This window comes from Streptomyces sp. NPDC087422 (assembly GCF_044744145.1).
Lineage (GTDB): Bacteria > Actinomycetota > Actinomycetes > Streptomycetales > Streptomycetaceae > Actinacidiphila.
Genome location: NZ_JBIUXT010000002.1, coordinates 280201 through 307188 on the forward strand (window position 1 = coordinate 280201; position 26988 = coordinate 307188).

The following is a 26988-nucleotide window of genomic DNA, read 5'->3' on the forward strand; positions in this document are numbered from 1 at the left end:
ACAGAGGCCACTGACAGCGGCCGCACGGACCGGACCAGCGTGAAGTACGCCGGGGTCGGGAACGGCTGCCAGACGTGGGTCTGACCAGCACATCCAACGCCTTTGGAGATCGCTTCCCGAGTGGTGATCGCTTCCCGGGAGAAGCGTGGGCCGCCTATGGGGCGGAAATGTCGTGCAGGTTGCCGCATGCGTCCTCTCGGATGTGCAGCCGACGCAGGTCTTGCAGTGCCGCGACTGGGAAGGGGTGTTGCACCCACTTTGCTCGGTAGCCCTCTTCACCGTGAAGCCGCAACACTGACTGCGCGGCCTCGATGACAGCGTGACTCAGGGCGCTACGGCTTTGCGTCGAGGTCCATACGAGCGTGCCGGCCTCGTCGTTCGCGTCGAAGCTCGCGGACATGTCTGGGAAGCGGTAGATCGTTATGTCCACGTCCGGCCCCAGACGTCGGAGGACCCACCTGACTTCGGCCGGTTCGAGGTCGAAGGAAAACCGGTGGACGGAGTTCAGGCTGTAGAGGCCGGCAACGCTGTGAAGCAGGTCGGCAAGGGCATCGGTGAGGTAGCTGACGATGTCCTTGCGCTCCGACGAACCGTCTGCGATGCGGCAGGTTGCCCAGCCGGACCCGCTGAGTTCCCAGCTGAACTGGAGATCAGGCACCGGCCTCGTCCTCCCACCTTCGGCGTCCGACTTGGCGAAACTGGGCCAGCAGCCGGAAGAACTCCTCGACCGGTGTGGAGTCCGCTGGTGTCGCACGCTCGATGCCTGCTGCCCAGCTGAGGGAACCGGAGATGCCCTGCTGCTCACGAAGCCAGTAGGTGAAGTCCCCGTCGGGCCAGAAATCGAAGGGTTCGTTGATGTCGTGCACGCCCAGGGCGACTCGGTAGCCGATGAGGATGGAGTGCAGGTGCTGGAGTGAGCCGCCGGGAAGCCGCATGCCAGGTCGCAGACGGACCTGCTCCAGGAAGTCGTAGACGCTGGTGCACTCCTGCCAGTGCTTGACGCTGTTCTGGGGGCTGTCCTCTGCCGGCACGAGATGAGCTTACGGCGCGGACGGGAGTTGTCGTGGGGCGACGCGGTGCGGGCGGAAGGCAGGCGTGTGTGGTCGTTTGGAGGCATGAGCGGTCACCTTCTGCGATCTTGGTGCGCTCCCTTCTACGGTTGCCTGGGGCTTCGGAGGCCGTGGAAGCCGGCTGTCGGCTGCGGGCGACTGGCGGGACGAGATGACATCGCTGTTTCGGCGTCTGGATGAGGAAGAAGCCATCGTGCGCGGCGAGTTGTCCGCGTTGCGGGAGAAGATCACCGTCGCCGAGGAACGGCTGGCGCGGTTGACCATCACCCGGGAGACGGCGGAATCGCTTCTGGACGGCGGTGCTTCCACCGAGGGTCCTCAGGCAGCGTCGGAAGAGGCCGGGCAGGCGCCGCCCGCCAGCAGTTCGCCCCGCGGTTCGGCCGAGGTCTCAGCTTCGGCTGATGGCGATAGCTCGGGTGCTTCTGCTGCGTCCGGGACCCAGTTGGACTGGGAGGTGGCACGCGAGCAGATGCTGGTGCTTCTGGCTGGGGCTGGGCGGGCGATGAAGGTGCAGGACATCTGCGCGGCGATCGGCGAGGACGTCACGAGCACGCGGCGGGTGGAGACGACCCGTTCCCGGCTGAAGCGGATGGCGAAAGAGGGCCGGGTGGTTGAAGGCCCGACGGCGTATTTCGCGATCGCGCCCACGGCTGGCGGACACCGTCAGGAAGGAGTGGGCATGAGGTGACGCGACGGCCGCCGGTGCGGCCGGGGAGGGTGGCACCGCCGAGGGTTCAGCTCGGCGGTGCCGAATGTGCGTGAGCGCCCATATGAACGGTGGCTCCCGCGTTTCGAGCGAAGTGGATGCCTTTCCCACTCAAAGCGCGGAGCCGCGAAGTCGTCATGTCCGGTCGCCGTTGTGCGGATTCGGGCGAGAATCGCGGCTCAATGCGTCCCAGTTCGATCGGTCGTGGAATTTCGCGGCCACAGCCGCCCTCCGGTGAACGCGCCCAGTCGGGCGACAGTGGCCACGTCGAGCCAGGACCGGCCCGGCGAGCAGATCCGCGATGGCCTGCCGGTTGACTCCGGAACCGGCCGCCGCCGCCCGCAGGCTCAGTCCCTGATCGGCCAGCGCCCGGGTGAGGGCGTCAGCGATCTGTCGAACCGCCTCGGCCGCGGGGTCGGGGCTGGTCTGTTCGGGCCAGGCTTCCGGATCGCGGGTCATCTGCCGGGGGGGAGCGTGCGCGGGCGCGTCCGCCGACCATGCGCGCACCATCCTGTCCGTCGAAGTCGATCACGCTTGGAATGGCTGCTTGTCCAGCCGGTATGTATGGCCGTGGTCGTTGATCCCGATACGTCTGCGAAGATCGCCCGCTACCGCCCCCGGCAGGCTCCACCGCTCTGGGACGAGGTCGCGCCACTCGTCAGCTCGGTGGCCGCTGCCACGGTGAGCTCGGTTCCCTACGAGGTGGAGAGGCTGCTGCACGTCCTCGGGCGCCTGGCGTTGTGGGCCGAGTCGGCGGGGCTGGAACGCGATCCGGATACGTGGTTGCGCAATGAGGTGATCGACGCGTTCGTCCTGTCGCGGGCAGGAGACATCGAAACGTCGTCGGTGCGGACCTACCGGACGTGGCTCCTGCGGGTGCGGGATGCTCTGGCCTTCAGCGAGCGCGGAGAGGCAGCCCCGTCGCAGATGCACGCGGAAGCGTCTCCGCACCCGCCCTACACGGCAGCCGAGTTGGCGGGTCTGCGGCACTGGGCCGATCACCTGCCGGGCCAGCAGCGGACCGATGCCCTGGCACTTCTGGCCCTGGGCGCGGGGCTGGGGCTCACGCCCAGGGAGGTGGCGGCCAGTCGCGGCGTCGATCTGCGGCGTCCTCGCCAAGGCGGGCCGCTGCTGCACAAGGGCGTCAAGCGTGTGGTCCCGCTCGTCGCCCGAGCCGGCTGGGATGCCCTGCTGGGCGAACTGGCGGAACGGGCGGGCAGCGGGTACGTGTTCCGGCCCGCGCGGACCGTCGAATACTCCAAGAACCTGATCGGCTCCTGGTCCCTGATGCACCGGCCGCCGGGAAATACGCCCCGCGGTGTCCGTGGGCCGGCTGCGAGCGACGTGGATCGTCGAGTTGATGCGCGCGCATATTGATCACCACCTGATCGCCCAAGCGGCCGGACTGGCTTCCGCCGCCTCCCTGGCCCGCTGGCAGCATCTGGTGCCGCCCGTGGACGAGGCGACCGCAGCCCGGCTGTTGCGGGGCCCGGAGCAGCGGTGACCAAGCCCCGGGCCTGGCGGAACCCGGAGAAGATCAAGCGCTGCCGACCCCGGCCGGTGACCGACGCCCCCTTCGAGATCCCCGATTCCAAGGTCGGCCAGCTCGATGCCGTCCTGCACCAGTCCGGGGTGCTGGAGCTGATTGACGCCGAGTTGGCGGGCCGCCCGGGACCGAAGGGGCTGCCAGTGCGGACCGTGCTGGTGGGATTGCTGCTGGCGCTGCATCACCACCGCAGCGCGAGCCTCGCGGACGTCTGCCGGGTTCTGCTCGATGAGCTGCGGGCCCCTACCCGCTCCTGGCTCGGCATCCCGGACAACAGCAGGGCGGACGGCCACGCCAGGATCGCGTTCTCCCGCCGCGTCTACCGGTCCTTCGACCGCCTGACCACCGCCCTGGACCCGCAGCGCTGCGACCGGCGCCGCCGGCTTCCCGCCGAAGAGGCCGGGATCGTGGCCGACGCCTGGGAGGACACGGACGCCGAGCACAAACGGCGCCTGGAGCTGCTGCAGGAGATCAGCGATCGTCTGATCCTGATCACCGTCCGCCTCGCTCACCGCCGGGGCCTGCTCAAGGGCTGGCGGGGCGACATCGGCGCCGACACCACACCGATTCCCGCCTGGCACCAGCCGCCCCGCGAACGACGGGGCCTGGCCTCCGTCGAGCTCACCGCGGGCTGGCACTACTGCGGAGGCTCCGAGGAAGGAATCTTCGGGCACTCCGCCAGCCTCCTGGTCGCCGCCAGCCGACGGCACCCCGCAGGTCACCCGCAGGCCGGTGAACGTGTCAGCCGGCATCCGCAACTCGCCCTCGGCCTGGACACCCCGGGCAAGCGCATCGGCCCGAACGCCGTTCACTCCCTGGCCCAGCTCGCCCCGTTCGGTTTCCCGACGGGACTGCTGGCAGCCGACCGCGCCTACACCGACCAGACCACCGAGAACTTCGCACAGCCGGTCCGCACCATGGGCTACCAGTTGGTCCTCGACTACAAACAGCAGTACCCGGCGTCCAAGGCACCCACCAGGGCGCCCTCCTCGTCGACGGGTCCCTCGCCTGCCGTAACCTGCCCCCGCTTCAACCACTCCCACCGCGTCCCCGCGCCGCAGCCAGCCGTCGTCGACCTCACCAACAAGCGAGCCACCGCCGCACACACCGCTGCCAAGCCCACCGTCCCGATCCCGCAAGGCGAACGGCTGCGGCCCTTGCCCATGAACGAGCTGCCGCGGATCTGCCAGAAGCCGACGATCACCGTCCGGCCAGGTGGCCTCGGCAAACTCGACAAATTCCGCCAGGACCGCCATTACCTCCACCCCACCTGGCAGGACGTCTACCGGCCCGAGCGGGCGAACATCGAAGGTCTCAAAGGCAGAGCCAAGAGCCACGGCCTCGACATCTCCGACCCCACCAAACGGCTCGCCCACGGGCGAGTCGCGCAGACCATCCTGCTCGCGCTGATGATCTGCAGCATCAACCTGCACATCCTGTTCACCTGGCAGCACACCACCGGCACCGAGCGAGCCCTCACCACCCTCTGCGAAGCCGGCGCACCCAGCAGTCCAGCACTCTCGCCTCCCGCCGCGACCAGGGTTCCTCCGCCCGCACGACCGCAGATCCGCACCGTCACCTGAGAGCTCAGCACCACACGCGATCACGCACGCCCGGCTAAGGCCCCGGAACACCTTCCGCACCCGACCCACCCCGGCCCCACAGGCTGTCGACCACCGGACAGATGTCACGACGCCTGCCGCGTTCGGACAGCACATCGAACAGACACCAGAAACGACGAGATCCCGCCCGATCAATCAGATCGGACGGGATCTCGTCAACTGCTCACCAGACAACTCGTGAACAGTCGGTTGTGGACCTGAGGGGATTCGAACCCCTGACCCCCTCGATGCGAACGAGGTGCGCTACCGGACTGCGCCACAGGCCCTTGCAACGAGGAAAACTCTAGCATCCCGAGACGGGTGGTCGTGAACGCGATTCACGCTGGTCCGGATGGCCGGGAAGCCTGGCGGCACTACTCGTTGGCGGCGCGGGGGCGGTCGGAGGGGTCGGCGTACTGGTCGAAGAGCGGGGTGCGGGGGGTGCGCGGGCGCGGGCGGCGCGGCTGGGGGGCGGCCGGGGCGGACTCCTGCGCGGCAGCCGCCGGGGCGGATTCCGCGGCGGCGGTACCGGACCTGGCGGCGCTCCACGTGTCGGGCGCGCCGGGGTCGACGCCGCCCGGCGTACGGGGGGCGACCGGAGCCGTCACATAGGTGGGCAGCGGGACCGGTACGGGCTCCCAGCCGTCGTCGTTGTTCTGCTGCGCGCGCTGCTGGTCGACCCACTCGGCGTGGTCGGTCTGCTCGACGAGGGCGCGCCGGTCGGCCGTACGCGGCGAGGGCGCGGGGCGTTCGGCGGGCGCCGCCTGGTGCTGGTGCTGGTGCTCCTCGGCGGCCGGTTCGGGGCGGGCGCGCAGGCGTCGGGCGGCCTCGGCAGCGTACCGCTGGTCGATGCGCACCTCGAAGCGACGCCGCTCCTGGCGACGCATCTGGCCGATGTAGACCGTCAGCAGAACGGCCGGGATGGCGGGCGCCCAGAGCAGCGCGACGCCGCCGACGGCCGCCGCGACGGCGCCGACGGTGAAGCCGAGGAAGAGCAGTGTCGTGGTGCGGCGACGGCGCGCGAGCACCTTGGCACGCGGATTGGGCACGCCGGGGCGGGCACCATGCGCGGTGTGCGCACCATGGACGCCGGCCGCGCCCTGAGTACCGCGTGCTCCGTGGACGCCGTGGGCGCCCTGCGGGATGCCCGGCCGCACCTCGGTCGCGGGCACGGCGAGTCCGCGGACGTCCACCGCTCCGGCGAGGTCGTCCTCGGATACGTCGTCGGCTGCGTCCTGCGCGGGTTCGACGCTCTCACCTCGCGCCTTCGCGACACGCCGCTCCATCGCCGCGCGCCCGGACAGAAGCCGGATGGCGGTGCTGAAGCGTTCCGTCGGACGCGCTTCGTTGAGCTCATCCTGCCTACGGAGCCACATGGGCACCAAGTAGGCAGCCCAGGCCCCGACGATGACTGCGTAGATGAGGCCACTACTGCTCACGCGTTACACGGTAGGGGTGATCGAGACACGCCATACGCAATTTGGCCCGGTGTGTCGCACGATCTGGCTGATATGCCGAGATTTTTTTGCGATTGGCTTCATTTTCGAACAATTGTTTTATTTCTGGTGCGTCCCGGGCCTGGCCTGCCGCCAGCGGTTCAGCAACCCCTCGGGGACTTCTTCCGCCGTCAGCGCGTAGACCAGATGGTCCCGCCATCCACCGTCGATATGCAGATAGCGCGGACGCAGCCCCTCCTCCCGGAAACCGAGCTTTTCGGCCACCCTGCGGCTGGGACCGTTCTCCGGGCGAATGCACACCTCGACGCGGTGCAGTCCGACGCGCCGGAAGCAGTGGTCGACGGCGAGCGCCACCGACGTCGGCATCACACCGCGCCCGGCGACCGCCTCGTCCACCCAGTAACCGACGTGCGCCGAGCACATCGACCCCCAGGTGATGCCCGCGACGGTGAGCTGCCCCGCGAGCCGCCCCTGGTACTCGATCACGAACGGCAGCATCCTGCCCGCGCTCGCCTCCGAGCGCAGGTGCCGCACCATCTGACGGTACGTGGGGCGCTGCGCGACATGGCCGGGCGGGGCGGGCGGCACGGTGGCCTCCCACGGACGCAGCCAGTCGCGGTTGCGCCGGTTGACCTCGCGCCAGGCGCGCTGGTCACGCATCCGGATCGGGCGGAGGGTGATGTCACCGTCCACCAACTCAACCGGCCAGGACCCGTTCAGCTCGGTCTCCCAGGGACTGAAGTCGTTTGGTCATTCAAGTGATCGCCGCCATGGATCTGGTCGACGGCGTGCACCAGGAGCGGGGCGAGTACGGCGAGGCCGTCCTTGACCCCGCCGCTCGAACCGGGAAGGTTCACCACCAGCGTGCGTCCGCACACCCCCGCCACGCCACGGGAGAGCGCGGCGGTCGGCACCTTCTCCCGTCCCGCCGCGCGGATCGCCTCGGCGATACCGGGGATCTCGTAGGCGAGCAGTTCCCGGGTGACCTCGGGGGTACGGTCCGTCGGCGAGATACCGGTGCCGCCGGTGGTCACCACCACGTCGTACTCGGCCTCGGCCGCCTCCCGCAGCGCCTCGCCGACGGGCGCGCCGTCGGGTACGACCCGCGGGCCGTCCACGGTGAAACCCCACTCCTGGAGCGCGGCGACGATCAGCGGGCCGCCGCGGTCCTCGTACACCCCCGCGGAGGCGCGGTTGGACGCGGTGACGGCGAGCGCGCGCAGGGTGCGGCCCGGCGCGGCCTGCGGTACGGCGGGCCCGGTCATGCGCGGTGCCAGTCGCCGGACTTGCCGCCGGTCTTCTCCTCGACCCGCACATCGGTGATGACCGCCGCCTTGTCGACGGCCTTCACCATGTCGATGACCGTGAGCGCGGCGACGGTGACCGCGGTCAGCGCCTCCATCTCCACCCCGGTGCGGTCGGTGGTCTTCACGGTGGCGGTGATCTCCACGGCGTCGTCGGCGACCACCAGGTCGACTGTCACACCGGACACCGCCAACGGGTGACAGAGCGGGATCAGGTCAGGGGTGCGCTTGACGCCCATGATCCCGGCGATCCGCGCGGTGGCGATGGCGTCGCCCTTCGGAACGCCTGCGCCGCGCAGAAGTTTGATGACGCCGGGATCGACCAGGACCCGTCCTGTCGCCCTGGCCGTGCGCGCGGTGACGTCCTTGGCGGAGACGTCGACCATTCGGGCCGCGCCTGCCTCGTCGAGGTGGGTGAGGTGCTGCTGCGCGCTGCTCATCGTTCTCCCGGTGCGGTCTCTTGGGCAGACACCGTACCGGCAGGGACCTCCGCGCGGCCCGCGGGTCCGCGCCGGTGTGCGCGCGGACCGCCCGGCCGCCGATCGCCTACGGCTCCAGCACCACCACTTCGACATCCGCTCCGGCCTCGACCGAGGTGTCGGCTTCCGGTACGACAATCAGCGCGTCGGCGTGCGCGAGCGCCCTGACCAGGTGCGACCCGGAACCGCCGACCGCCGTGACCGTACCGGACGCCCGGTCGTAGTGACCGCGCAGGAACTGCCGCCTGCCTTCCGGCGACCTCTCGATCGCGGTGACGCACACCGCGCGCACGACCTCCCGGTGCACCGACCCGGCACCCATCAGCGTACGGATCGCGGGGCGGACGAACAGCTCGAAGGACACGTACGCGCTCACCGGATTGCCGGGCAGCGCGAGCAGCGGTGTGCGGTCGGGGCCGATCCGCCCGAAGCCCTGCGGCTTGCCCGGTTGCATCGCGAGCTTGCGGAAGTCGACATGTCCACTTGGCGTGGAGATGTCACCCTCACCGTCGTCGCCGTTGACGTTCATCTCACTGCCGTCCGCGATCGACGACAGCGCTTCCTTGACGACGTCGTACGCGCCGACGCTCACCCCGCCGCTGGTGACGATGATGTCGGCGCGGATGAGCTGGTCCTCGATGGTGGCGCGAAGCGTCTCCACCTCGTCGGCGACGGCGCCGACGCGATACGCGATGGCGCCCGCCGCCCGCGCGGCGGCGGTGAGCGCGAAACTGTTGGAGTCGTAAATCTGACCGGGTCCGAGGTCCTCACCCGGCTGCACCAACTCGCTGCCGGTGGACACCACGACCACCCGCGGCCGGGGCCGCACCTTGACGGCGCCGCGCCCGATCGCCGCGAGCAGCCCGATCTGTGCCGGGCCGAGAATCGTACCGGCGGCCAACGCCAACTCCCCCGCGGCGACATCACTGCCGCGAGCCCGCACGAACTGCCCGTGCTCCACCGGCCGGTGCACCCGCACCTCACCCGCCGCGCCGGCCGGATCGGTGCTGTGCGCGGTCATGCTCGCCGCCGGGCCGCCACCGGTGCCGCCGTCGGTCCACTCCACCGGCACGACACCCTCAGCGCCGGGCGGCAGCGGGGCGCCTGTCATGATCCTGGCGGCCTGGCCCGGTCCCACCGTGGGCAGTTCACCGCTCCCCGCCGCCACATCGCCGACCACGTCGAGCACCGCCGGGTGCTCCTCGGTCGCCGCCTTGGTGTCGGCGACCCGCACCGCGTAGCCGTCCATGGAACTGTTCTCGAACGGCGGCAGCGCCACCGGCACCGTGACGTCCTCGACCAGCACACACCCCTGCGCGTCGAGGATCTGCAACTCGATCGGTTCCAGCGGGGTCAGTTGACCCAGGATGCTGTCGAGATGTTCGGAGACGGACCACACCCGGTCGGCGTCATGACTCACTCTTGCATCTCCTCGGTGACGTACGAACGCAGCCAGGTCCGGAAATCTGGCCCCAGGTCATCACGTTCGCATGCCAGTCGGACAATCGCACGCAGATAGTCACCGCGGTCACCGGTGTCGTAACGCCGCCCGGTGAACACCACACCGTGCACCGGCCCGCCGGTGTGGTCCCGGTGCGACAACTCACGCAACGCGTCGGTGAGCTGGATCTCGCCTCCACGCCCCGGCTCGGTCTTCTTCAGCACGTCGAAGACGGCGGCGTCGAGCACATAGCGGCCGATGACCGCATACGACGACGGTGCCTGGTCGGGGCTCGGCTTCTCCACCATGTCGGTGACGCGCACGACATCGTCGTCGCTCGTCGGCACCACGGCGGCTGCACCATAGAGGTGGATCTGCGAGCGATCGACCCGCATCAAGGCGACGACACTGCCGCCGTGCCGTTCCTGCACCTCCACCATGCGCGCCAGCAACGGGTCGCGGGGGTCGATGAGGTCGTCACCGAGCAGCACGGCGAACGGCTGGTCACCGACGTGCGGTTCAGCGCACAGCACCGCGTGACCGAGGCCCTTCGGGTCACCCTGGCGCACATAGTGCATGGTCGCCAGACCGCTGGATTCGCGTACCCGCGCGAGCCGGGACTCGTCACCCTTGCGGGTGAGTGCTTCCTCCAGCTCGTAGTTGCGGTCGAAATGGTCCTCCAGGGCGCGCTTGTTGCGACCTGTGATCATGAGCACATCGGAGAGCTGTGCGGACACGGCTTCCTCGACCACGTATTGAATGGCCGGCTTGTCGACCACGGGAAGCATTTCCTTGGGCGTCGCCTTGGTCGCCGGCAGGAAGCGGGTACCAAGACCGGCGGCAGGGATCACAGCCTTGCTGATCCGGGTACGAGGATGTGATTGCGTCATGCCGTGCACCATAGCGGGCAAGTATTTGCCCGAAGACGAAGGTACGACTGGTTGTGACGGATTGGTGACGGATGTGTGTGGTATGAGCGACGCCCGCGAGCGAAAAGCAGCACTGCGGACCCGGCTCCTGCGCACCCGACGCGACCTTACCGCCGCCGACCGCGCCGCCGCAGCGACAGCGCTCTCGCAGACCGTACGCGGCCTGCCCGAACTGGCCGCCCCCGGACCGGTGGCCGCCTATGTGTCGATCGGCGCGGAGCCCGGCACCCGGGAGTTGATCGACACCCTGCGGAACGCCGGTACGCGCGTCCTACTGCCCGTCCTGCTCCCCGACAACGACTTGGACTGGGCCGCATACGACGGCCCCGACGCCCTGCACCGCACCGGACGCGGCCTGTTCGAGCCGACCGGCGAACACCTCGGCCCCCAAGCCGTCACCACGGCGCGGGCCGTTCTGCTGCCCGGCCTCGCCGTGGACGCGCGCGGTGTACGCCTTGGCCGCGGCGGCGGCTCGTACGACCGGGTCCTCGGCCGGCTGAGGGAGGCCGCGGTCGATCCTCTTCTCATGGTGCTGCTCTACGCGCACGAGGTGGTCGAACGGGTTCCGCAGGAACCGCACGACCACCTCGTAGACCTGGCGGTGACACCGGAAGGAGTGCACCACTTCACCAGGTGATGTCATTCGCGCGTGACGTTTTCCGTCACCAGGTGCGCGATTACCGGTGTGATTTACGGAGTGAGTGCCATCTTCGCCTTGGTGGCCTCGTCCACCTGCTCGGCGGAGAACGCCCAGGGGAGAAGTTCGCCGTTCGCCCACATATTGGTCTGGTCGGTGTAATGCGCGTTGTAGACGTGACCTGACGCGCCCGTCAGATTGATCCACCGGGACTTGTCGAGGTCCTGGAGATTGACGATCATCCGCATGGACGGGACCCAGACGACGTCGTAACCGCCCGCCGCGTTCCAGCCGGTCGCGTTCACGGCCGCCTCACCTCCGCCGAGCTGCCAGGGGCCGCGGTTGAGCAGCCACTTGAGCACGGCGGGGCCTTCGGTTCCCAGCGTCTGGTTCTTCAGCTCCAGCTTGTGGAGGCGGCCCCAGCTCCAGGTGTCGATGTCCTTGCCGAGCTTGGCGGTCAGTTCGTAGCGGGCGTCCTTCATGGCCTGCCCAAGGAGCTGGTCACGATCGCTGTGGTGCTTCTTGTCGGGGTCTCCGCTGAAGAACGCCGTTGTCGACATCGTCCACCAGGGGCTGTTCTGCTGCGGCAGCATCTTGCGAACGACCTCGAACCACCGGTCGCCACCGTCCGGCTGCGCCTCGTCGGCATCCCGCTCGCCGCACTCGTGGACCGTGCCGCTGCTGCCGTCGAGATTGTCGACCGGCCCGGTCTGCCCGGCCGGGGGCACCCGCAGGCACTGACCCTCGGGACGCAATTCCTTGGGCAGCTTGTTGCCGAAGGCCAGCTTCAGGACATTGCGCCACACCGCGTTGAAGTACGCGGCGGCGGCGGAATCGGCGTCCTGGTTGAAGTCCCAGCCCTCCAGCAGTTGCTGCGCCTTGCGTACGTAGTCGCCCTTGTCGTTCGTGATGTTGATCTTCAGAAGATATGGAACGAGAAGCTTGGCGATCTCACTGCTGCTGTCGCCCTGCATCGACTGCATGTCGTCCATGGAGACCTTGCCGCCGTCCTTGATCTTGGACGCGATGAGGTCGTTGATGCGCTGGCTCCTGGTGCCGTATCCCCAGTCCTCGGTCAGCAGGTACGGGTACTTGCTCTGATCGATGACGGCCTGGTTGGCGGTCACGATGTATCCGCGGGAGGGGTTGTACTCGTACGGCATCGACTTGAACGGGATCGTGCCCGTCCAGTCGTAGTGCGAGTCCCAGCCGGGCACCGGGTACGTACCGTCCACACCGTCGGCGCGCGTCGGCACCTGACCCGGCGCCTGGTAGCCGATGTTGCCCTTGGTGTCGGCGTAGATCAGATTCTGCGACGGGACCGCGAAGTCGGCGGCGGCGGCCCGGAACTGGTCGAAGTCCGTCGCCTTGTCGAGTTCGAAGACGGCGTCCATGGTCTTCGAGGGCTCAAGCGCCGTCCATCGCAGAGCGACGGCATAACCACTGTTGACGCCGCCCGGTGGATCGGTGACGGGTGCGGTCTGTCCGACGGTGCGGATCTCGTCGCTGCGGTCGGAGATCACGGGGCCGTTGTTGGTTTCGCGCACCGTAATAGTGCGGCTTTTACCACCCGCGACCTTGATGGTCTCCTGGCGCGTCTTGAAGGGCAGTTGCTTGCCGTCGTAGAGGTAGGTGCCCGCCGTGACCTTCTCCAGGTAGAGGTCGGTGACGTCCGCCCCCAGGTTGGTCATTCCCCAGGCAATGCTCTGGTTGTGGCCGATGACGACCCCTGGCATTCCTGAGAAGGTGTAACCGGCGACGTCGTACGGGCAGGCGGCGTTCACCACCCGGCAGTGCAGGCCCATCTGGTACCAGAGCGAGGGAAGCTGCGGCGCCAGGTGCGGGTCATTGGCCAGCAGCGGCTTGCCGGTGGTGGTGTAGGTGCCGGACACCACCCATGAGTTGGAGCCGATGCCGTCACCCGACGGACCGAGCAGCGCGGGCATCTGGTCGATGACCTGCGAGATACCCGAAAGCTGTGTGTTGACCGAGCTGCTGAGTCCCTGCGGGCCGCCGGACGACGCGGGCTCGTACGCGCCGGTGATCTTGTTGACGGAACCGCCGTCCACGATCGGCCGGTTGCGGTCGTACGGATACGCCGGGTAGAGCTGCTTGATCTGCGCCTGGCTGAGGCGACTGGTCATCAGGGCGCGGTCGATCTCGTCCTGCATGTTGCCGCGCAGGTCCCAGGCCATCGCCTTGAGCCAGGCGACGGAGTCGACCGGCGTCCAGGGTGCAGGTTTGTAGTCGTTGCTGAACGACAGCGCCGCGTACTCGACCGACAGTCCGGCGCCGCTGTGGTCCTTGAGGTAGGCGTTGACCCCGTCGGAGTACGCCTGAAGGTACGTCTTGGTGGTGGCGTCGAGCTTGGTGTCGTATTCCTTCTGCGCGACGCCGCGCCAGTTCAGGGTGCGCAGGAAGGCGTCGGTCTCGACCTGGCCCTTGCCGAACATCTCGGACAGCCGTCCCGAGGTGAGATGGCGGCGTACGTCCATCTCGTAGAACCGATCCTGCGCCTGGACGAAGCCCTGGGCGCGGAAAAGGTCCTCGGGGCTGTCGGCGTAGACCTGGGGGATGCCGTTCGCGTCGCGCATGACGTCGACGGGCCCTGACAGGCCCTTGAGCTTCAGCGAGCCCGATGTCTGCGGGAAGGAGGCGCGGACGGTGCTCACGCTCCAGTAGGACCCGAATCCGATGCCCGCTACGAGCAGCAGCACGAACGCGATCACGATGAAGCGTACGCGGCGGGATTTCTTCCGTGCGGGCATCGCTGTCCTTCGAGGGGCAGGGCGGACCGGTGATCAAGGTGCTCGTTGTGCAAGGGCAACCATAGGGGCAGCCCAGCGGTCGGCGGCCGGTGGGCCGTGGAATGTCAAGAGAGCGTAAAATGTTAGGTAAGGCAACGAAGTTGAAAGGACCGGCACCCTGACTGTCCACCATCTCAACGAGATCCTGCTGGTCGGCGCCTCAGTACTGCTGGTCGCGGTCGTGGCCGTGCGCCTCGCCTCACGCAGTGGCCTTCCCACCCTGCTCATCTACCTGGGCATTGGCGTCATCATGGGCCAGGATGGCGTCTTCGGTTTCACCTTCAACGACGTCCAGCTCACCCAAGTCCTGGGTTATGCCGCACTGGTGGTGATCCTCGCCGAAGGCGGACTTGGTACGAAATGGCAGGAAATCAAACCGGTACTGCCCGCCGCTGCGGTGTTGTCGACCTTCGGCTTGATGCTGAGCGTCTTCGTCACGGCCGGCGCCGCGCACTATCTGGTGGGCCTCGACTGGCGGCAGGCGCTGATCATCGGCGCGGTGGTGTCGTCGACGGACGCGGCCGCCGTCTTCTCCGTGCTGCGCAATGTGGCGCTTCCCAAGCGCGTGACCGGCGTCCTGGAGGCCGAGTCCGGCTTCAACGACGCCCCTGTCGTGATCCTGGTGGTCGCCTTCTCGGCGGCGGGTCCCGTCGACCACTGGTACCACCTGGTGGGCGAGATCGCGCTGGAGTTGGTCATCGGTGCCGCGATCGGGCTCGCGGTCGGCTGGTGCGGCGCCTACGGCCTCAGACACGTCGCCCTGCCCGCCTCCGGCCTCTACCCGATCGCCGTCATGGCGATCGCCGTCACCGCCTACGCGGCAGGTGCCATGGCGCACGGCTCCGGCTTCCTCGCCGTCTACATCGCCTCGCTCATCCTCGGCAACGCCAAACTTCCACACCGGCCCGCGACTCGCGGTTTCGCCGAAGGACTCGGCTGGATCGCTCAGATCGGCCTGTTCGTCCTGCTCGGTCTGCTCATCACACCGCACGAGCTGGGTGACGATGTCGTCCCCGCCCTGATCATCGGACTGTTCCTGACCGCGGTCGCCCGGCCCGCCTCGGTGATCGCGAGCCTGCTCCCCTTCCGCATCCCCTGGCGCGAACAGGCGCTGATGTCCTGGGCGGGGCTGCGCGGCGCGGTGCCGATCGTGCTCGCCACCATCCCCATGGTGGCGGGAATCACCGACAGCAAGCGGATCTTCAACATCGTCTTCGTCCTGGTGATCGTCTACACCGTGGTGCAGGGCCCGACCCTGCCATGGGTCGCCCGCCGACTGCGGCTGTCCGGCGACAGCAACGGCGACGCCGCCGACCTCGGCATCGAATCCGCCCCGCTGGAACGGCTCCAGGGCCACCTGCTGTCCGTCGCCATCCCCAACGGCTCGCGCATGCACGGCGTCGAGGTGGACGAGCTGCGGCTGCCCACCGGCGCCGCCGTCACCCTGGTGGTACGCGAGGGCGCCAGTTTCGTACCGCTGCCGTCGACCGTGCTGCGGCGCGGCGACGAACTGCTCGTGGTGACCACCGATCCGGTACGGGACGCGGCCGAGGCGCGGCTGCGGGCCGTCGGGCGCGGCGGCAAGCTCGCCGGGTGGCTCGGAGAGAAGCCGCCTGGTCGGCAACGCGGCCGACCAGGCGACCGATAAATCCGATCAACGTCCGGACCGCGCCAGGTGCGCGAAAACGGCTCCGGTCTCCGCGTATCATGGTGAGGTATTTGTCGAGTTCAACCTCTGTCTGACGCAGAGCCGGCGCGGATTCCCGCGCTGAGCGGACGGCTCTCGGCGCGGTCATTCGCGGACCTGGATCCGCGTCCGCGCTACCAGGCGGCAGAAAGACCAGGCTGTGGCATCCAAGGTGCCCACCTCCCCGTCCACGTCCCCACCCGGGACAACGCCCACGCCCGCCGCTGTCGACGCAAAGACCGGCTACCGGCAACTGCTGAGCACCCCCGGCGCCTGGGCCTTCCTGCTCCCCGGCTTCGCGGCCCGGCAGCCGTTCGCGATGCTCACCATCGGCATGGTGCTGCTCGTCGAGCACACCACCGGCTCCTACGGCACCGCGGGAGCCGCCGCGGCCGTCACCGGGGTCTCGATGGCCCTGTGCGCCCCGAGGAGCGGCCGACTGGCCGACCGCTTCGGGCAACGTGCCGTCCTCGTACCAGGCGTCGCCCTACACACCGTCTCCGTCATCGGGCTGGTGACGCTCGCGCTGACCCATGCGCCTACCTGGACGCTGTTCGCGGCGGCCGTGCCCGCTGGTGCCACCGTGCCGCAGATCGGGCCGATGGTGCGCGCCCGCTGGGCGGTGGCGTTGAACGGCTCAGCAACCGCCCCGTCCAGCGCCGCCTCCCCCTTGATGACAACGGCCGCGGCCTTCGAGTCGGTGACCGACGAATTCACCTTCGTCATCGGCCCTGTGCTCGCCACCGCGCTGTGCACCGCGGTGCACCCGGCGGCCGGGCTGATCACCGAGGCAGCGCTGACCCTTGCGGGAGGAATCCTCTTCGCCGCGCAGAGAAGTACCGCACCCGTTCCGCACCCCACCATGGGGGGCGTCAGCGGAAAACCCGCCTCAGCCTTGTCCGTACCCGGAGTGCGCGCGCTCGCCGTCGCCTTCCTCGGCATCGGCGCCGTCTTCGGCGGCATGCAGGTGTCGCTGACCGCCTTCACCCAGGAAATCGGCCGGCCCGGCATCAGCGGCCTGTTGTACGGGACCTTCGCCGCCGGAAACATGCTGGCGGGCGTCGTCTACGGCGCGGTCGCCTGGCGCCGCAGCCCCCGTACCAGGCTGCTCGCGGCGTACCCGGCCCTGACACTCGCCTGCGCCCCGCTGTGGGCCGTGCACGCCGTGCCGGTACTGGCACCGCTCGGACTGCTGGTGGGCCTGTGCATCGCACCCACCCTCATCACCGGCTACACGATGGTGGACGCCCTGGTACCGGCCGAGTCCCGCACCGAGGCGTTCACGTGGCTGACAGGGGCAGTCGCGCTCGGGCAGGCGGCCGCCGTGACGACAGCCGGGCTGCTGGCCGACCACGCCGGCTCGCACGCCGGTTTCACGGTGCCGTTGGCCGGTACGGCGCTGGCGCTCACGGTGCTGGTGGGGCTGCGCGAGAGGTTGGTGCCACAATCGCGAGGAGTGGTCGCGTCGGGTGTGATCGGTCACCGTGCGGCGGTCCCGGTGGACTGACGCCGGGAAATACTGCACTATTGAGCGTCGTTAGCACTCAATGAGTGAGAGTGCCAGGAGGAGCAAGTGCCGACGTACCAGTACCAGTGCACCGAGTGCGGCGAGGGCCTCGAGGCGGTGCAGAAGTTCAGTGATGACGCGCTGACCGAGTGCCCCAACTGCGGCGGACGCCTGCGCAAGGTCTTCTCCGCCGTAGGCGTGGTCTTCAAGGGCTCCGGTTTCTACCGGACCGACAGCCGCGGCTCGTCCACGAGCAGCGCGCCTGCCGCCAAGAGCAGCAACTCGGACAGCAAGTCCGACAGCAAGCCGTCCTCCGGCTCGTCGTCGGGTTCATCGTCCGGCTCCTCTTCGGGTTCCGGCACGGGCTCCTCGTCCTCGAACAGCACGTCGGCGGCCTGAGCCCTTCCGAGGCTTTCGCGGACCTTACGAACCCCCGCCGTTTTCACGGTGGGGGTTTCGTCGTGTGCCCGGCGTCGCAATAGGGTGATCGACATGGTGCAGAGCAGCAGTGCGACGGACGCGCAGGCCGAGATCGGCGTCATCGGCGGATCCGGTTTCTACTCCTTCCTCGACGATGTGAGCGAAATCACGGTCGAGACTCCCTACGGCCCGCCGAGCGACTCGCTGTTCGTCGGTGAGGTAGCGGGGCGCCGGGTGGCGTTCCTGCCCCGGCACGGTCGCAAGCACCATCTGCCACCGCACAAGATCAATTACCGCGCCAACCTGTGGGCGTTGCGGTCCGTCGGCGCGCGCCAGGTGCTCGGTCCGTGCGCGGTGGGCGGTCTGCGCACCGAGTTCGGCCCCGGAACGCTGCTGGTGCCCGACCAACTCGTGGACCGTACGAAGTCGCGCACCCAGTCGTACTTCGACGGCGAGACGCGAGCCGACGGTCAGGTGCCGAACGTGGTCCATGTGACCTTTGCCGACCCGTACTGCCCGGTGGGCCGGAAGGCCGCCGTCGGCACGGCACGGTCGGGTGGCTGGGAGGCGGTCGACGGAGGGACGCTGGTGGTGGTCGAGGGTCCCCGCTTCTCGACGCGCGCGGAATCGCTCTGGCACGCGGCGCAGGGCTGGTCCGTGGTCGGGATGACCGGTCACCCCGAGGCCGTGCTCGCCCGCGAACTGGGGCTTTGCTACACGTCGTTGACGCTGGTCACCGATCTGGACGCGGGCGCCGACACTGGAGAGGGCGTCTCCCACGAGGAGGTGCTGGAGGTCTTCGCGGCCAATGTCGGCCGGATGCGGGACGTGCTCTTCGACCTGATCGGCGAGCTGCCGGACAACGACGCGCGGGACTGCCTGTGCGTGGACTCGCTGGGGGGCCAGGACCCGGGGATCATTTTCCCCTAGCACGCGGACTCCCGTATCCCTTAGCTCCTGCCTTTCGCGAAGCGGTAATTCACGCCTCCGGGTGGCCGAGTTATCCACAAGTCGGGAGTTGTCCACAGGGATCGGAGCGCTGTCGGCGCCGTGCGCGATGGTGGATGCATCGACCGGACATACCGGTATCGAGCACCTCACGTCAGGCGGTGGTCCGTCATGTCCTGCTCCCCCACTCCCTATTCGGCTCCGGCGTGCCCCGAGCCGTACACGCCGCCGCGTTGCGCGGTGCCGGACTTCCCGCCGATCCGAGCGGGCGGCCGACGGCAGCTCCTGCGGCGGTCGCCGGGGCGCCGACGGCGCTCATTGGCCTTCGGTCTGGCGCTGACGGCGGCCGCGCTGGCGGCGTCCGCGGCCCACGGGATCGGCCCGCGTCATGACGCGGCGGCCCCACGCGGACCCGCACCGGCCAGCGACACCACCCACGCAGCGACCGTACGGGCGCCCCATGACGTGGCCGAGGTGCTGGTCAGGGCGCCGGTGCGGATCGCCGACGCGGCGGCCGTCGGGCTGCTGCGCCCTGGCGACCGGATCGATGTGCTGGCCAGTTCGCGGGTGGTGGCGTCGAACGCGACCGTTGTGGCCGTACCGGGCCGCGCGGACGACTCGAAGCCCACAGGAGAGTCCGCCCCACCCGATGTCAGTGGCGGTGGAGGCGGCGGGGCACTGGTCGTGCTCGCCGTGCCACGCCGTACGGCGGCGGCGCTCTCCGGAGCGGCCGTCTCGTCACCGCTGGCGGTGACATTGTGCTGAATCACCCGTTCGTGGACGGCGATTGGACACGCCGAACCCGCATTGCCTTCTATGGCGGAACCCATCATTCCGCCACATCGGCGTCACGGAAGAGGCATAGCGGTGACCGACAAGAACAAGCCGGGCGTGCTGGCAGGCTTCAAGGAATTCATCACGCGCGGGAACGTGATCGACCTCGCGGTCGCGGTCGTCATCGGTGCCGCGTTCACCAACATCGTGAACTCCGTGGTGAACGGCGTGATCAATCCCCTGGTCGGTGCCTTCGGTACGAAGGATCTCGTTGGGTACTCGTCCTGTCTGAAAGGCCCGTGCGTCGTCAACGAAAAGGGCGAGACGATCAGCGGGATCCACATCCTGTGGGGCTCGGTGCTGAGCGCCGTCCTGACGTTCCTGATCACCGCGGCGGTCGTGTACTTCCTGATGGTCGTACCGATGTCCCGCTACCTGGCACGGCAGGCGAGCAAGCGCAAGCACGACGAGGTGGTGGAGAAGGCGGCCGAGGTCGAGGAGATCACACTGCTGCGCGACATCCGCGACGCGCTGGTCTCGCCGCGCAGCGGGGGCGGGAACTGATCGTCCGCTCGGCTCAGAGGTGGTGCGGCGGCTTCTCGTTGAGGAAGCGCGTGAAGTCGTCGTCATCGGCCGCCGAGCCGGAGGGCCGGTCGCCCCAGCCCCGGTCGGTGTCGTCAGCCGAGGGGCGGTCGAGCGGATCGTCGAAGACGAGGCCCGAGGGTCCCACCGGGGGTACAACGGCCGGGGTGGGTTCGTCGCCGGGGTTCTCGGCCGGGGTGCGATCGGGGGCGCTGCTCATGCCTCCAGGGTACGGCGGGGCGTCGGTGGCCGGGCTGTCGTCCCTGCTCAAGCGGCCGGAGGGAGATACCCCAAGTGTCCGTTTGAGGCAGTCGGCCGGATATACCTGGCCGCATGCAGACACCGGACCCGACGCCCTCGCCCGCACCGGCAGCCGTACGCCCGGACCCGGAGAGCGGGGAACAGCGACGCGCACAGGCACACGTACCGGAGCGGGAGCACGTAGAGGCGCAGGCGCGGGAACAGGATCTCGACCGAAGCGACCTCGCGTACCGTCGCTGGTTGAGCGAGGCTGTGGGGAAGGTCCATGCCGACGCCAATCGGTCCGCCGATACCCATTTGCTGTCAGTTCCGCTCCCGGCGGACTGGGGCGTCGACCTCTATCTGAAGGACGAGTCCACGCATCCCACGGGCTCGCTGAAGCACCGCCTGGCGCGCTCGCTGTTCCTGTACGCCCTGTGCAACGGCTGGATCCGGCCGGGGCGGCCGGTGATCGAGGCGTCCAGCGGGTCGACGGCGGTCTCGGAGGCGTACTTCGCCCGGCTGATCGGTGTCCCCTTTGTGGCCGTGATGGCACGTGGGACGGTGCGGTCGAAGATCGAGCTGATCGAGTTCCACGGGGGCCGATGTCATCTGGTCGACGACCCGTGCGAGGTGTATGGGACGGCGGCACGGCTGGCGCGGGAGACCGGCGGCCACTACATGGATCAGTTCACGTACGCGGAGCGGGCGACGGACTGGCGGGGCAACAACAACATCGCCGAGTCGATCTTCCGGCAGATGGCGGTCGAGCGGTTCCCGGTCCCGATGTGGATCGTGGCGACGGCCGGCACTGGGGGGACGTCGGCGACGCTGGCCAGGTACGTGCGGTACGCCCAGGCGACGACGGGGATCTGCGTCGCGGATCCGGAGAATTCGGCGTTCTTTCCGGGCTGGCGGGATCACGATCCGGCGGTGACGACCGGAGCGGGGTCCCGCATCGAGGGGATCGGCCGCCAGCGGGTGGAGCCGAGTTTCGTGCCGGGCGTGATCGACCGCATGATGCGGGTCCCGGACGCCGCTTCCATCGCGTGCGTGCGCGTCCTGGAGCGCCTGCTCGGCCGCCGGGCGGGCGCGTCAACCGGCACCGGGCTGTGGGCCGCCTTCCGGATCATCTCCGAGATGCGCGAACGCGGTGAACAGGGCAGCGTGGTGGGCCTGTTGTGTGATCCGGGTGAGCGGTATCTGGAGAAGTACTATTCGGACGGCTGGCTGGCCGAGCAGGGCATCCGGATCGGCCCTTACGTGGAGCGCGTCGAACGCTTCCTGACCACGGGGGAGCTGGCGCGGGCGGATTCGCCGAGCGGGCAGGCGAGTCGGGGCTGAGCGGCCTGGAATTCCGCGCGGCGCGCTGCGCGTAGTGCCTGCCGTACTCCATGGTGTCCTCCATGACTGAACCGACGACTCCGGCGGGTCCGGTGGCCAGGACCAGCGGCGCGTTGCGCCGGATGACGGCACGCAGCCGCGACGAGGAAGACCGCGCGTCCACGCCACTTGAGCTGTTCTTCGACTTGTGTTTCGTGGTGGCGGTCGCGCAGGCGGGCGTCCGGCTGGTGCATGCCGCCGCGGAGGGGCATCCGGGACACGGCGTGACCGGTTACCTGTTGGTCTTCTTCGCCATCTGGTGGGCGTGGGTCAACTTTTCATGGTTCGCCTCCGCATACGACACGGACGATGTGCCGTACCGGATCACCACGCTGGTGCAGATCGTCGGTGTGCTGATGCTGGCGGCAGGTGTGCCGCGCGCCTTCGACAGCGGCGACTTCCGGTTGGCGGTGTGCGGATACGCGGTGATGCGGCTGGCGTTGGTGACGCAGTGGCTGCGGGCGGCCGGGGCGGAGACGGGCGCGGCTCGGGGGACGGCTCTGCGGTACGCGTTCGGGGTGACGTTGTGCCAAGTGGGCTGGATGGCGTTGCTGTTGCCGCATGGTGCGCCGCCGGTGTGGGCGTTCGTGTTGTTGGCGGTGGCGGAGATGTCGGTGCCTGTGCTGGCGGAGCGGGCGGCACCGACGACGTGGCATCCGCGTCACATCGCGGAGCGGTACGGGTTGTTCACGATCATCGTGCTCGGGGAGTCGGTGTCCTCGGCGACCATCGCCGTGCAGTCGGCGGCCGACGAGCACGACGCGCTCGGTGAGTTGTTGCCGATCGCCATCGGCGGGTTGCTGATTGTCTTCGCCGCGTGGTGGATCTACTTCGCGGTGCCGATCCATGACCACCTGGTGTCGAACAGGCAGGCGTTCCTTTGGGGTTACGGCCACTTCGCGGTGTTCGGTTCGGCGGCGGCGATCGGGGCGGGGATGGAGATCGCAGTCGAGCAGGCGGTCGGGAAGGCGGAGATCTCGACGCGGGTGGCGGCGGCCTGGGTCACGGTTCCCGCCGCGGTGTTTCTCATCACTGTCTGGCTGTTGCACTCACGGCACTACAAGCGGGGTCTCGCGCAGCAGCTCACGCTGCCGGTCTCGGGGGTGGTGGTGTTGGCGTGCACCTTCACGGGTTCGCATGCCGTGTTGTGGGCCGGGTTGGTGTGTGCGGTCACGGTGGGGGTGGGGGTGACGTTGCAGGCGCGGGGTGGTGGTCAGACGGCGCCGGTCGCGCCGAGGAGCTCGCCGACGGCGTAGGTGATGGCCATCGCGATGGCGCCGCCCGCGGCGTTGCGGAGGATGGCGGGGCCGGTCGGTGCGCTGCCGAGGCGGGCGCTCGCCCAGCCGCAGCCGACGAGGGCCAGCAGGACGGAGACGACGGTGACGGCCAGGCGCCATGAGGTGGGCGGCAGGACGATGGCCAGGAGCGGGAGCAGGGCGCCGATGGTGAAGGAGACGAAGCTGGCGCCGGCCGCGTGCCAGGGGTTGGCGAGTTCGTCGGGGTTGATGCCGAGTTCGACGCGGGCGTGGGCGCCGAGGGCGTCGCGTTCGGTGAGTTGCTCGGCGACTTCGCGGGCGAGTTCCTGGCTGATGCCGCGGTCTTCGAGGAGGCCGGTGAGTTCGTCGAGTTCGGCTTGGGGGGTGGTGGCGAGTTCTTCGCGTTCCAGGGCGAGGGCGGCCTGTTCGGAGTCGCGTTGTGTGCTGACGGAGACGTATTCGCCCGCCGCCATCGACAGGGAGCCCGCGAGGAGTCCGGCCATGCCCGCGGTCAGGAGTGTGGAGCGGGAGTCGGTGGCTCCCGCGACGCCGACGACCAGGCCCGCGGTGGACACGATGCCGTCGTTGGCGCCGAGTACGGCGGCGCGCAGCCAGTTGAGCCGGGTGCCGAGTCCGTCGTGGTGGGGCTCGTTCTTGTGGGGCCCGGCTTGGGCGTCGGTCTGGTCGTCCATAGGCGGAAGCGTCTCACCTGGGGCGGTCGTGCCCGATCAGGTGGTTGTGGGTGTCGCGGACAGGCCGAACCCCGGTGCGGGGGGGAATGCACCGGGGTTCGGGTCTGTGGGGAAGCGCGCCGGTCAGGCGGCTTCGTATTGGTCGAGGCCGGTCGCGCGGGCCATCCGCTTGAGGTCGGCCAGTGCGTGCTTCTCGATCTGCCGGATGCGCTCGCGCGTCAGTCCGTGCTGCTTGCCGACCTCGGTGAGGGTGCGCTCGCGGCCGTCGACGATGCCGTAGCGGGCGCGGATGATGGAGGCGGTGCGGTCGTCGAGGCGGTCGATCAGCCCGTCCAGTTCCTCGCGGCGGAGCATCACGAGCACGGAGTCCTCGGGGGACGGCGCGGCGCCGTCTTCCACCAGGTCACCGAATTCGGTCTCGCCCTCGGCGTCGACGGACATGTTGAGCGACACCGGGTCGCGGGCCCAGTCGAGGACGTCGGTGACGCGCTCGGGGGTCGAGGCCAGTTCGGTGGCGATCTCGGCGGGCTCCGCGTCGCGGCCGTGCTCGCGGTTGAACTCGCGCTGCACGCGGCGGATGCGGCCCAGTTCCTCGACGAGGTGGACGGGCAGCCGGATCGTGCGGGACTGGTCGGCGATGGAGCGGGTGATGGCCTGGCGGATCCACCAGGTCGCGTAGGTGGAGAACTTGAAGCCCTTGGCGTAGTCGAACTTCTCGACGGCGCGTACCAGGCCGGCGTTCCCCTCCTGGATCAGGTCGAGGAGCGGCAGTCCGCTGCGCGGGTAGCGGCGGGCCACGGCCACGACGAGCCGGAGGTTGGAACGGATGAAGACGTCCTTGGCCTGCTCGCCCGCGGCGACGATGGCCTCGAGCTCCTCGCGGCGGGCGTCACCGCCGGCCTTTGCGGGCAGTCCGGGATCGGCTGCGAGTATGCGTTCTGCGTAGACGCCCGCTTCGATGTCGCGGGACAGTTCCACTTCCCTGGCGGCGTCGAGCAGCGGGGTGCGCGCGATCTCGTCCAGGTACATGCCGACGAGGTCGCGGTCGGCGACTTCCCCGCCTGCGGCGCGAACGCTACTGGTCCCGCCAGCGTGACGACGGGCGACGGCACGGGTTGCCATGCGTGCTCCCTTACGAAGGTGCGGTCGGGTCTCGGTCGGACCGGGCGGTCGGGCCGCTTGCCGGATGGTTCCGTCAGGTGCGGCTCTTGCCTTGCGGTTGCCCCGTCCTGATCGGGATAACGATTGGAATCCGGACACAATTCCCATCTCGTGACCTGAATTTTGTGATCATGCAGTACCCTGTCTCGCCACACAGGGAGGCCAAAGGGTGCCGGAACGTCCAGAAGTCCAGGTCAGACCAGGTAGTGAGGGCGATCTGGCCGCTCTTACCGACATCTACAACCACTACATCCGTGAAACGTCGATCACGTTCGACGTAGTTCCCTTCACCGTCGAACAACGTCGTCCGTGGTTGCTCTCCCACCCGAAAGACGGCCCGCACCGGCTCTTGGTTGCTCACTTTCCCGGCCCGTCGGGACGAATCCTGGGTTATGCGACCAGCAGCCCCTTCCGACCGAAGGCCGCGTACGCGACGTCGGTGGAGACGACGATCTATCTCGCGCACGACGCGGGCGGGCGCGGCATCGGCACGCTGCTCTACACGGCGCTCTTCGAGGCCCTGGCGGAGGAGAACCTGCATCGCGCGTACGCGGGCGTCACGCTGCCGAACGCGGCGTCGCTGCGGCTGCATGAGCGTTTCGGCTTCCGGCCGGTCGGGGTGTATGAGGAGGTCGGCCACAAATTCGGCGCGTACCACGATGTGGCGTGGTTCGAGAAGCGCCTGGGCTGACGCCGGCCTCGCACGCTGATACGCGTGGACAGCGCGGACACGTGCGGACACGTGCGGACACGTGCAGCTTATTTGAAGGTTCAAGCATATGGGGTTACGGTGGTGCTCCCGTACGCTTGAAACTTCAAGGAGGGTGCGCGATGACCACGGCAACCCCGGAGCGCATGCCCGCGCTCTACCTCTCGCACGGCGCCCCGCCGCTCGCCGACGACCCGGTGTGGCCCGCAGAGCTGGCGGCCTGGTCGGCCGACCTGCCGCGCCCCAAGGCGATCCTGATGGTCTCGGCGCACTGGGAGGAGGCCCCGCTGGCGATCGGCGCGACCACCACCGTCCCCCTGGTGTACGACTTCTGGGGCTTCCCCGAGCACTACTACCAGGTGCGGTACGCGGCGCCCGGCGCGCCCGCGCTCGCCGACTCCGTACGGAAACTGCTGCGCGGCGCAGGTAATCCCGTGCAGGACGTGCCCGACCGCGGTCTCGACCACGGCGCGTACGTACCGCTGGTGGAGATGTTCCCCGCCGCCGACATTCCGGTGCTCCAGGTGTCGATGCCGACGCTCGACCCGGAGAAGCTGCTGGACATTGGACGCAAGTTGGCGCCGTTGCGCGACGAGGGCGTGCTGATCGTGGGCAGCGGATTCTTCACGCACAATCTGGCGGCGCTGCGCAACGCGGGTCCGCGGCCGCCGAGCTGGTCGGCGGAGTTCGACGACTGGGGTCACCGGGCGTTGGACGCCCAGGACGTGGACGCGCTGCTGGACTTTGAACACACCTCGCCCGCCGGGCGGTTGGCGCACCCGCGGACCGAGCACTTCGCCCCGCTGTTCGTTACGCTCGGCGCCGCCGAGTCCGAGCTCGGCAGCCAGCGCAGCATCATCGACGGTTTCTGGATGGGGCTCGCCAAGCGTTCCGTCCAGTTCGGCTGAACAAGGAGACCCCACGCTCATGCAGAAACGACGCATCGGGATCGGCGTGGCCGTAGTGGTCAGCGCCGTGACGCTGGCCGCCTGCGGCTCCGGCTCCAGCTCCGCCAGCGGCAAGGGAGCGAGCGACACGGCGACGACTACCGCGGGCGGCGGTGACAGCAAGCCCGCGGCCAGTTCCGTCTCGTGGCCCGCGCCCGCCGACGCCTCCGCGCAGGTCAAGGCGGCGGGACTGCCGATGCTCGGGCAGGAGGGGCAGGTGCTGCACATCCACAGTCACCTGGATGTGTTCGTGGACGGCAAGGCCGTCGTCGTGCCCGCCCTGATCGGCATCGACGAGGCCAAGCAGTCGATCAGCCCGCTGCACACGCACGACACCAGTGGCGTCGTGCACATCGAGTCGCCGGTGCAGGCCGACTTCACGCTCGGCGAGTTCATGACCGAGTGGAACGTGCCGCTCACGAAGGACACGCTCGGTTCGCTCAAGACCGGCGGCGGCAAGGAGCTGCACGTGTATGTGAACGGCAAGGAGCAGACCGGTGACCCGGCGGCGATCAAGCTGGGCGCGCACGAGGAGATCGCGCTCGTGTACGGCGCGCCTTCGGACAAGGTGACGGTGCCCAGCTCGTACAAGTGGCCCGAGGGGCTCTGACGGTCGCCGCGCGGGGCTGCGTATGGAATGACGAATGACCAACGGCAGGGCCCCGCCTCGTGCTGCACGAGGCGGGGCCCTGCCGTTTTCACGCG

The 26988-nt window shown here is 69.0% G+C and carries 29 protein-coding genes and 1 tRNA gene; 16 read left to right on the forward strand and 14 right to left on the reverse strand.

The annotated features are described in order from the left end of the window. Positions 1 to 154: 154 nt before the first annotated feature. Together ACIO6U_RS07030 and ACIO6U_RS07035 are read right to left on the reverse strand one after the other, a co-directional pair. Complete coding sequence (locus tag ACIO6U_RS07030) at positions 155 to 658, reverse strand: hypothetical protein (RefSeq protein WP_401716266.1); 504 nt, start codon at positions 656 to 658, stop codon at positions 155 to 157. Further along, the gene (locus tag ACIO6U_RS07035; protein WP_401716268.1) at positions 651 to 1031 is read right to left on the reverse strand and encodes a hypothetical protein; all 381 of its coding nucleotides are present in this window, start codon (positions 1029 to 1031) and stop codon (positions 651 to 653) included. Before ACIO6U_RS07035 ends, ACIO6U_RS07030 begins: the two co-directional genes overlap by 8 nt. Positions 1032 to 1221: 190 nt before the next feature. On the opposite strand from ACIO6U_RS07035, the gene ACIO6U_RS07040 reads away from it, so the two are divergent. Further along, positions 1222 to 1758 carry a hypothetical protein gene (locus ACIO6U_RS07040; protein ID WP_401716271.1) on the forward strand — a complete coding sequence of 179 codons (537 nt, stop codon included), beginning with the start codon at positions 1222 to 1224 and terminating at the stop codon, positions 1756 to 1758. A 153-nt stretch (positions 1759 to 1911) separates the two neighbouring features. Here ACIO6U_RS07040 and ACIO6U_RS07045 read toward each other — a convergent pair whose 3' ends face one another. Further along, positions 1912 to 2235, reverse strand: coding sequence for a hypothetical protein (locus ACIO6U_RS07045; protein WP_401716273.1), 324 nt, complete (start codon positions 2233 to 2235; stop codon positions 1912 to 1914). Positions 2236 to 2340: 105 nt separating this feature from the next. On the opposite strand from ACIO6U_RS07045, the gene ACIO6U_RS07050 reads away from it, so the two are divergent. The 3 genes from ACIO6U_RS07050 to ACIO6U_RS07060 are packed head-to-tail and all read left to right on the forward strand — an operon-like array spanning position 2341 to position 4905. Then, positions 2341 to 3153 (forward strand): hypothetical protein, encoded by an 813-nt coding sequence (locus ACIO6U_RS07050; RefSeq protein ID WP_401716275.1) that lies wholly within the window; start codon positions 2341 to 2343, stop codon positions 3151 to 3153. After that, the gene (locus ACIO6U_RS07055; RefSeq protein ID WP_391043386.1) at positions 3137 to 3280 is read left to right on the forward strand and encodes a hypothetical protein; all 144 of its coding nucleotides are present in this window, start codon (positions 3137 to 3139) and stop codon (positions 3278 to 3280) included. Before ACIO6U_RS07050 ends, ACIO6U_RS07055 begins: the two co-directional genes overlap by 17 nt. Continuing rightward, on the forward strand, positions 3277 to 4905 hold the full coding sequence (locus tag ACIO6U_RS07060; RefSeq protein WP_401716278.1) for a hypothetical protein: 1629 nt from the start codon (positions 3277 to 3279) through the stop codon (positions 4903 to 4905). Before ACIO6U_RS07055 ends, ACIO6U_RS07060 begins: the two co-directional genes overlap by 4 nt. Before the next feature lie 231 nt (positions 4906 to 5136). On the opposite strand, the gene ACIO6U_RS07065 is transcribed toward ACIO6U_RS07060, so the two are convergent. The 7 genes from ACIO6U_RS07065 to galU all read right to left on the reverse strand — a co-directional run bounded on the left by ACIO6U_RS07065 (position 5137) and on the right by galU (position 10494). Next, positions 5137 to 5210 (reverse strand) — tRNA-Ala (locus ACIO6U_RS07065). Positions 5211 to 5297: 87 nt separating this feature from the next. After that, a complete protein-coding gene (locus tag ACIO6U_RS07070) occupies positions 5298 to 6362 on the reverse strand; it encodes a hypothetical protein (protein WP_401716281.1) in 1065 nt (354 codons plus the stop codon). Between the two features lie 117 nt (positions 6363 to 6479). Next, complete coding sequence (locus ACIO6U_RS07075; protein WP_401310712.1) at positions 6480 to 7100, reverse strand: GNAT family N-acetyltransferase; 621 nt, start codon at positions 7098 to 7100, stop codon at positions 6480 to 6482. Continuing rightward, positions 7097 to 7645 (reverse strand): molybdenum cofactor biosynthesis protein B, encoded by a 549-nt coding sequence (locus tag ACIO6U_RS07080; RefSeq protein WP_401716284.1) that lies wholly within the window; start codon positions 7643 to 7645, stop codon positions 7097 to 7099. The genes ACIO6U_RS07075 and ACIO6U_RS07080 overlap by 4 nt, the downstream gene beginning before the upstream one ends. Further along, on the reverse strand, positions 7642 to 8124 hold the full coding sequence (moaC, locus tag ACIO6U_RS07085; protein WP_401716287.1) for a cyclic pyranopterin monophosphate synthase MoaC: 483 nt from the start codon (positions 8122 to 8124) through the stop codon (positions 7642 to 7644). Before moaC ends, ACIO6U_RS07080 begins: the two co-directional genes overlap by 4 nt. Before the next feature lie 106 nt (positions 8125 to 8230). Continuing rightward, entirely contained in the window at positions 8231 to 9583 is a 1353-nt protein-coding gene (gene glp, locus ACIO6U_RS07090; RefSeq protein WP_401716289.1) for a gephyrin-like molybdotransferase Glp, read from the reverse strand. Further along, on the reverse strand, positions 9580 to 10494 hold the full coding sequence (gene galU, locus ACIO6U_RS07095; protein WP_355337861.1) for a UTP--glucose-1-phosphate uridylyltransferase GalU: 915 nt from the start codon (positions 10492 to 10494) through the stop codon (positions 9580 to 9582). Before galU ends, glp begins: the two co-directional genes overlap by 4 nt. 82 nt (positions 10495 to 10576) lie before the next feature. Here galU and ACIO6U_RS07100 point away from each other — a divergent pair, with 82 nt between their 5' ends. Beyond that, a complete protein-coding gene (locus ACIO6U_RS07100; RefSeq protein WP_401716292.1) occupies positions 10577 to 11170 on the forward strand; it encodes a 5-formyltetrahydrofolate cyclo-ligase in 594 nt (197 codons plus the stop codon). 53 nt (positions 11171 to 11223) lie between these two features. On the opposite strand, the gene ACIO6U_RS07105 is transcribed toward ACIO6U_RS07100, so the two are convergent. Then, complete coding sequence (locus ACIO6U_RS07105; RefSeq protein WP_401716295.1) at positions 11224 to 13938, reverse strand: penicillin acylase family protein; 2715 nt, start codon at positions 13936 to 13938, stop codon at positions 11224 to 11226. 157 nt (positions 13939 to 14095) lie between these two features. On the opposite strand from ACIO6U_RS07105, the gene ACIO6U_RS07110 reads away from it, so the two are divergent. From ACIO6U_RS07110 to mscL, 6 genes are all read left to right on the forward strand, one after another. Next, positions 14096 to 15625, forward strand: a complete 1530-nt coding sequence (locus ACIO6U_RS07110) for a potassium/proton antiporter (RefSeq protein ID WP_391043588.1) — start codon at positions 14096 to 14098, stop codon at positions 15623 to 15625. Positions 15626 to 15917: 292 nt separating this feature from the next. Then, positions 15918 to 17171 (forward strand): MFS transporter, encoded by a 1254-nt coding sequence (locus tag ACIO6U_RS07115; RefSeq protein WP_401717135.1) that lies wholly within the window; start codon positions 15918 to 15920, stop codon positions 17169 to 17171. Between the two features lie 66 nt (positions 17172 to 17237). Then, entirely contained in the window at positions 17238 to 17570 is a 333-nt protein-coding gene (locus ACIO6U_RS07120; protein ID WP_391043359.1) for an FmdB family zinc ribbon protein, read from the forward strand. A gap of 93 nt (positions 17571 to 17663) precedes the next feature. Then, positions 17664 to 18521, forward strand: a complete 858-nt coding sequence (locus ACIO6U_RS07125; protein WP_391043356.1) for an S-methyl-5'-thioadenosine phosphorylase — start codon at positions 17664 to 17666, stop codon at positions 18519 to 18521. Between the two features lie 336 nt (positions 18522 to 18857). Then, positions 18858 to 19304, forward strand: a complete 447-nt coding sequence (locus ACIO6U_RS07130; protein WP_401716299.1) for a hypothetical protein — start codon at positions 18858 to 18860, stop codon at positions 19302 to 19304. Positions 19305 to 19406: 102 nt separating this feature from the next. Continuing rightward, positions 19407 to 19877, forward strand: a complete 471-nt coding sequence (gene mscL / locus ACIO6U_RS07135; protein ID WP_391162377.1) for a large conductance mechanosensitive channel protein MscL — start codon at positions 19407 to 19409, stop codon at positions 19875 to 19877. Positions 19878 to 19890: 13 nt separating this feature from the next. On the opposite strand, the gene ACIO6U_RS07140 is transcribed toward mscL, so the two are convergent. After that, a complete protein-coding gene (locus tag ACIO6U_RS07140) occupies positions 19891 to 20115 on the reverse strand; it encodes a hypothetical protein (protein WP_391162378.1) in 225 nt (74 codons plus the stop codon). Positions 20116 to 20396: 281 nt separating this feature from the next. Between ACIO6U_RS07140 and ACIO6U_RS07145 the strand changes: the two genes are divergently transcribed. Both ACIO6U_RS07145 and ACIO6U_RS07150 read left to right on the forward strand, forming a co-directional pair. Next, positions 20397 to 21479 carry a PLP-dependent cysteine synthase family protein gene (locus ACIO6U_RS07145; RefSeq protein ID WP_401716302.1) on the forward strand — a complete coding sequence of 361 codons (1083 nt, stop codon included), beginning with the start codon at positions 20397 to 20399 and terminating at the stop codon, positions 21477 to 21479. Between the two features lie 62 nt (positions 21480 to 21541). Then, on the forward strand, positions 21542 to 22774 hold the full coding sequence (locus tag ACIO6U_RS07150) for a low temperature requirement protein A (RefSeq protein WP_401716305.1): 1233 nt from the start codon (positions 21542 to 21544) through the stop codon (positions 22772 to 22774). Here ACIO6U_RS07150 and ACIO6U_RS07155 read toward each other — a convergent pair. Together ACIO6U_RS07155 and ACIO6U_RS07160 are read right to left on the reverse strand one after the other, a co-directional pair. After that, positions 22732 to 23466 carry a VIT family protein gene (locus ACIO6U_RS07155; protein WP_355337831.1) on the reverse strand — a complete coding sequence of 245 codons (735 nt, stop codon included), beginning with the start codon at positions 23464 to 23466 and terminating at the stop codon, positions 22732 to 22734. The two genes, ACIO6U_RS07150 and ACIO6U_RS07155, sit on opposite strands and share 43 nt — an antisense overlap. Positions 23467 to 23589: 123 nt before the next feature. Beyond that, a complete protein-coding gene (locus ACIO6U_RS07160) occupies positions 23590 to 24588 on the reverse strand; it encodes a sigma-70 family RNA polymerase sigma factor (RefSeq protein ID WP_355337827.1) in 999 nt (332 codons plus the stop codon). 208 nt (positions 24589 to 24796) lie between these two features. On the opposite strand from ACIO6U_RS07160, the gene ACIO6U_RS07165 reads away from it, so the two are divergent. The 3 genes from ACIO6U_RS07165 to ACIO6U_RS07175 all read left to right on the forward strand — a co-directional run bounded on the left by ACIO6U_RS07165 (position 24797) and on the right by ACIO6U_RS07175 (position 26893). After that, positions 24797 to 25318, forward strand: a complete 522-nt coding sequence (locus tag ACIO6U_RS07165; protein ID WP_401716308.1) for a GNAT family N-acetyltransferase — start codon at positions 24797 to 24799, stop codon at positions 25316 to 25318. Positions 25319 to 25458: 140 nt separating this feature from the next. After that, positions 25459 to 26244 carry a dioxygenase gene (locus tag ACIO6U_RS07170; RefSeq protein WP_401716311.1) on the forward strand — a complete coding sequence of 262 codons (786 nt, stop codon included), beginning with the start codon at positions 25459 to 25461 and terminating at the stop codon, positions 26242 to 26244. 19 nt (positions 26245 to 26263) lie between these two features. Further along, positions 26264 to 26893: a hypothetical protein gene (locus ACIO6U_RS07175; protein WP_355337816.1), complete on the forward strand. Its 630-nt coding sequence runs from the start codon at positions 26264 to 26266 to the stop codon at positions 26891 to 26893. Positions 26894 to 26988 lie beyond the last annotated feature (95 nt).

Coding starts and splice junctions, on each gene's coding strand:
- ACIO6U_RS07080 (WP_401716284.1), bottom strand. CDS start 7,645: ATGACCGGGCCCGCCGTACCGCAGGCCGCGCCGGGCCGCACCCTGCGC.
- ACIO6U_RS07040 (WP_401716271.1), top strand. CDS start 1,222: ATGACATCGCTGTTTCGGCGTCTGGATGAGGAAGAAGCCATCGTGCGC.
- ACIO6U_RS07050 (WP_401716275.1), top strand. CDS start 2,341: ATGGCCGTGGTCGTTGATCCCGATACGTCTGCGAAGATCGCCCGCTAC.
- ACIO6U_RS07170 (WP_401716311.1), top strand. CDS start 25,459: ATGACCACGGCAACCCCGGAGCGCATGCCCGCGCTCTACCTCTCGCAC.
- ACIO6U_RS07125 (WP_391043356.1), top strand. CDS start 17,664: ATGGTGCAGAGCAGCAGTGCGACGGACGCGCAGGCCGAGATCGGCGTC.
- ACIO6U_RS07150 (WP_401716305.1), top strand. CDS start 21,542: ATGACTGAACCGACGACTCCGGCGGGTCCGGTGGCCAGGACCAGCGGC.
- ACIO6U_RS07045 (WP_401716273.1), bottom strand. CDS start 2,235: ATGACCCGCGATCCGGAAGCCTGGCCCGAACAGACCAGCCCCGACCCC.
- ACIO6U_RS07055 (WP_391043386.1), top strand. CDS start 3,137: ATGCGCGCGCATATTGATCACCACCTGATCGCCCAAGCGGCCGGACTG.
- ACIO6U_RS07105 (WP_401716295.1), bottom strand. CDS start 13,938: ATGCCCGCACGGAAGAAATCCCGCCGCGTACGCTTCATCGTGATCGCG.
- ACIO6U_RS07100 (WP_401716292.1), top strand. CDS start 10,577: ATGAGCGACGCCCGCGAGCGAAAAGCAGCACTGCGGACCCGGCTCCTG.
- ACIO6U_RS07160 (WP_355337827.1), bottom strand. CDS start 24,588: ATGGCAACCCGTGCCGTCGCCCGTCGTCACGCTGGCGGGACCAGTAGC.
- ACIO6U_RS07140 (WP_391162378.1), bottom strand. CDS start 20,115: ATGAGCAGCGCCCCCGATCGCACCCCGGCCGAGAACCCCGGCGACGAA.
- ACIO6U_RS07155 (WP_355337831.1), bottom strand. CDS start 23,466: ATGGACGACCAGACCGACGCCCAAGCCGGGCCCCACAAGAACGAGCCC.
- ACIO6U_RS07175 (WP_355337816.1), top strand. CDS start 26,264: ATGCAGAAACGACGCATCGGGATCGGCGTGGCCGTAGTGGTCAGCGCC.
- moaC (WP_401716287.1), bottom strand. CDS start 8,124: ATGAGCAGCGCGCAGCAGCACCTCACCCACCTCGACGAGGCAGGCGCG.
- galU (WP_355337861.1), bottom strand. CDS start 10,494: ATGACGCAATCACATCCTCGTACCCGGATCAGCAAGGCTGTGATCCCT.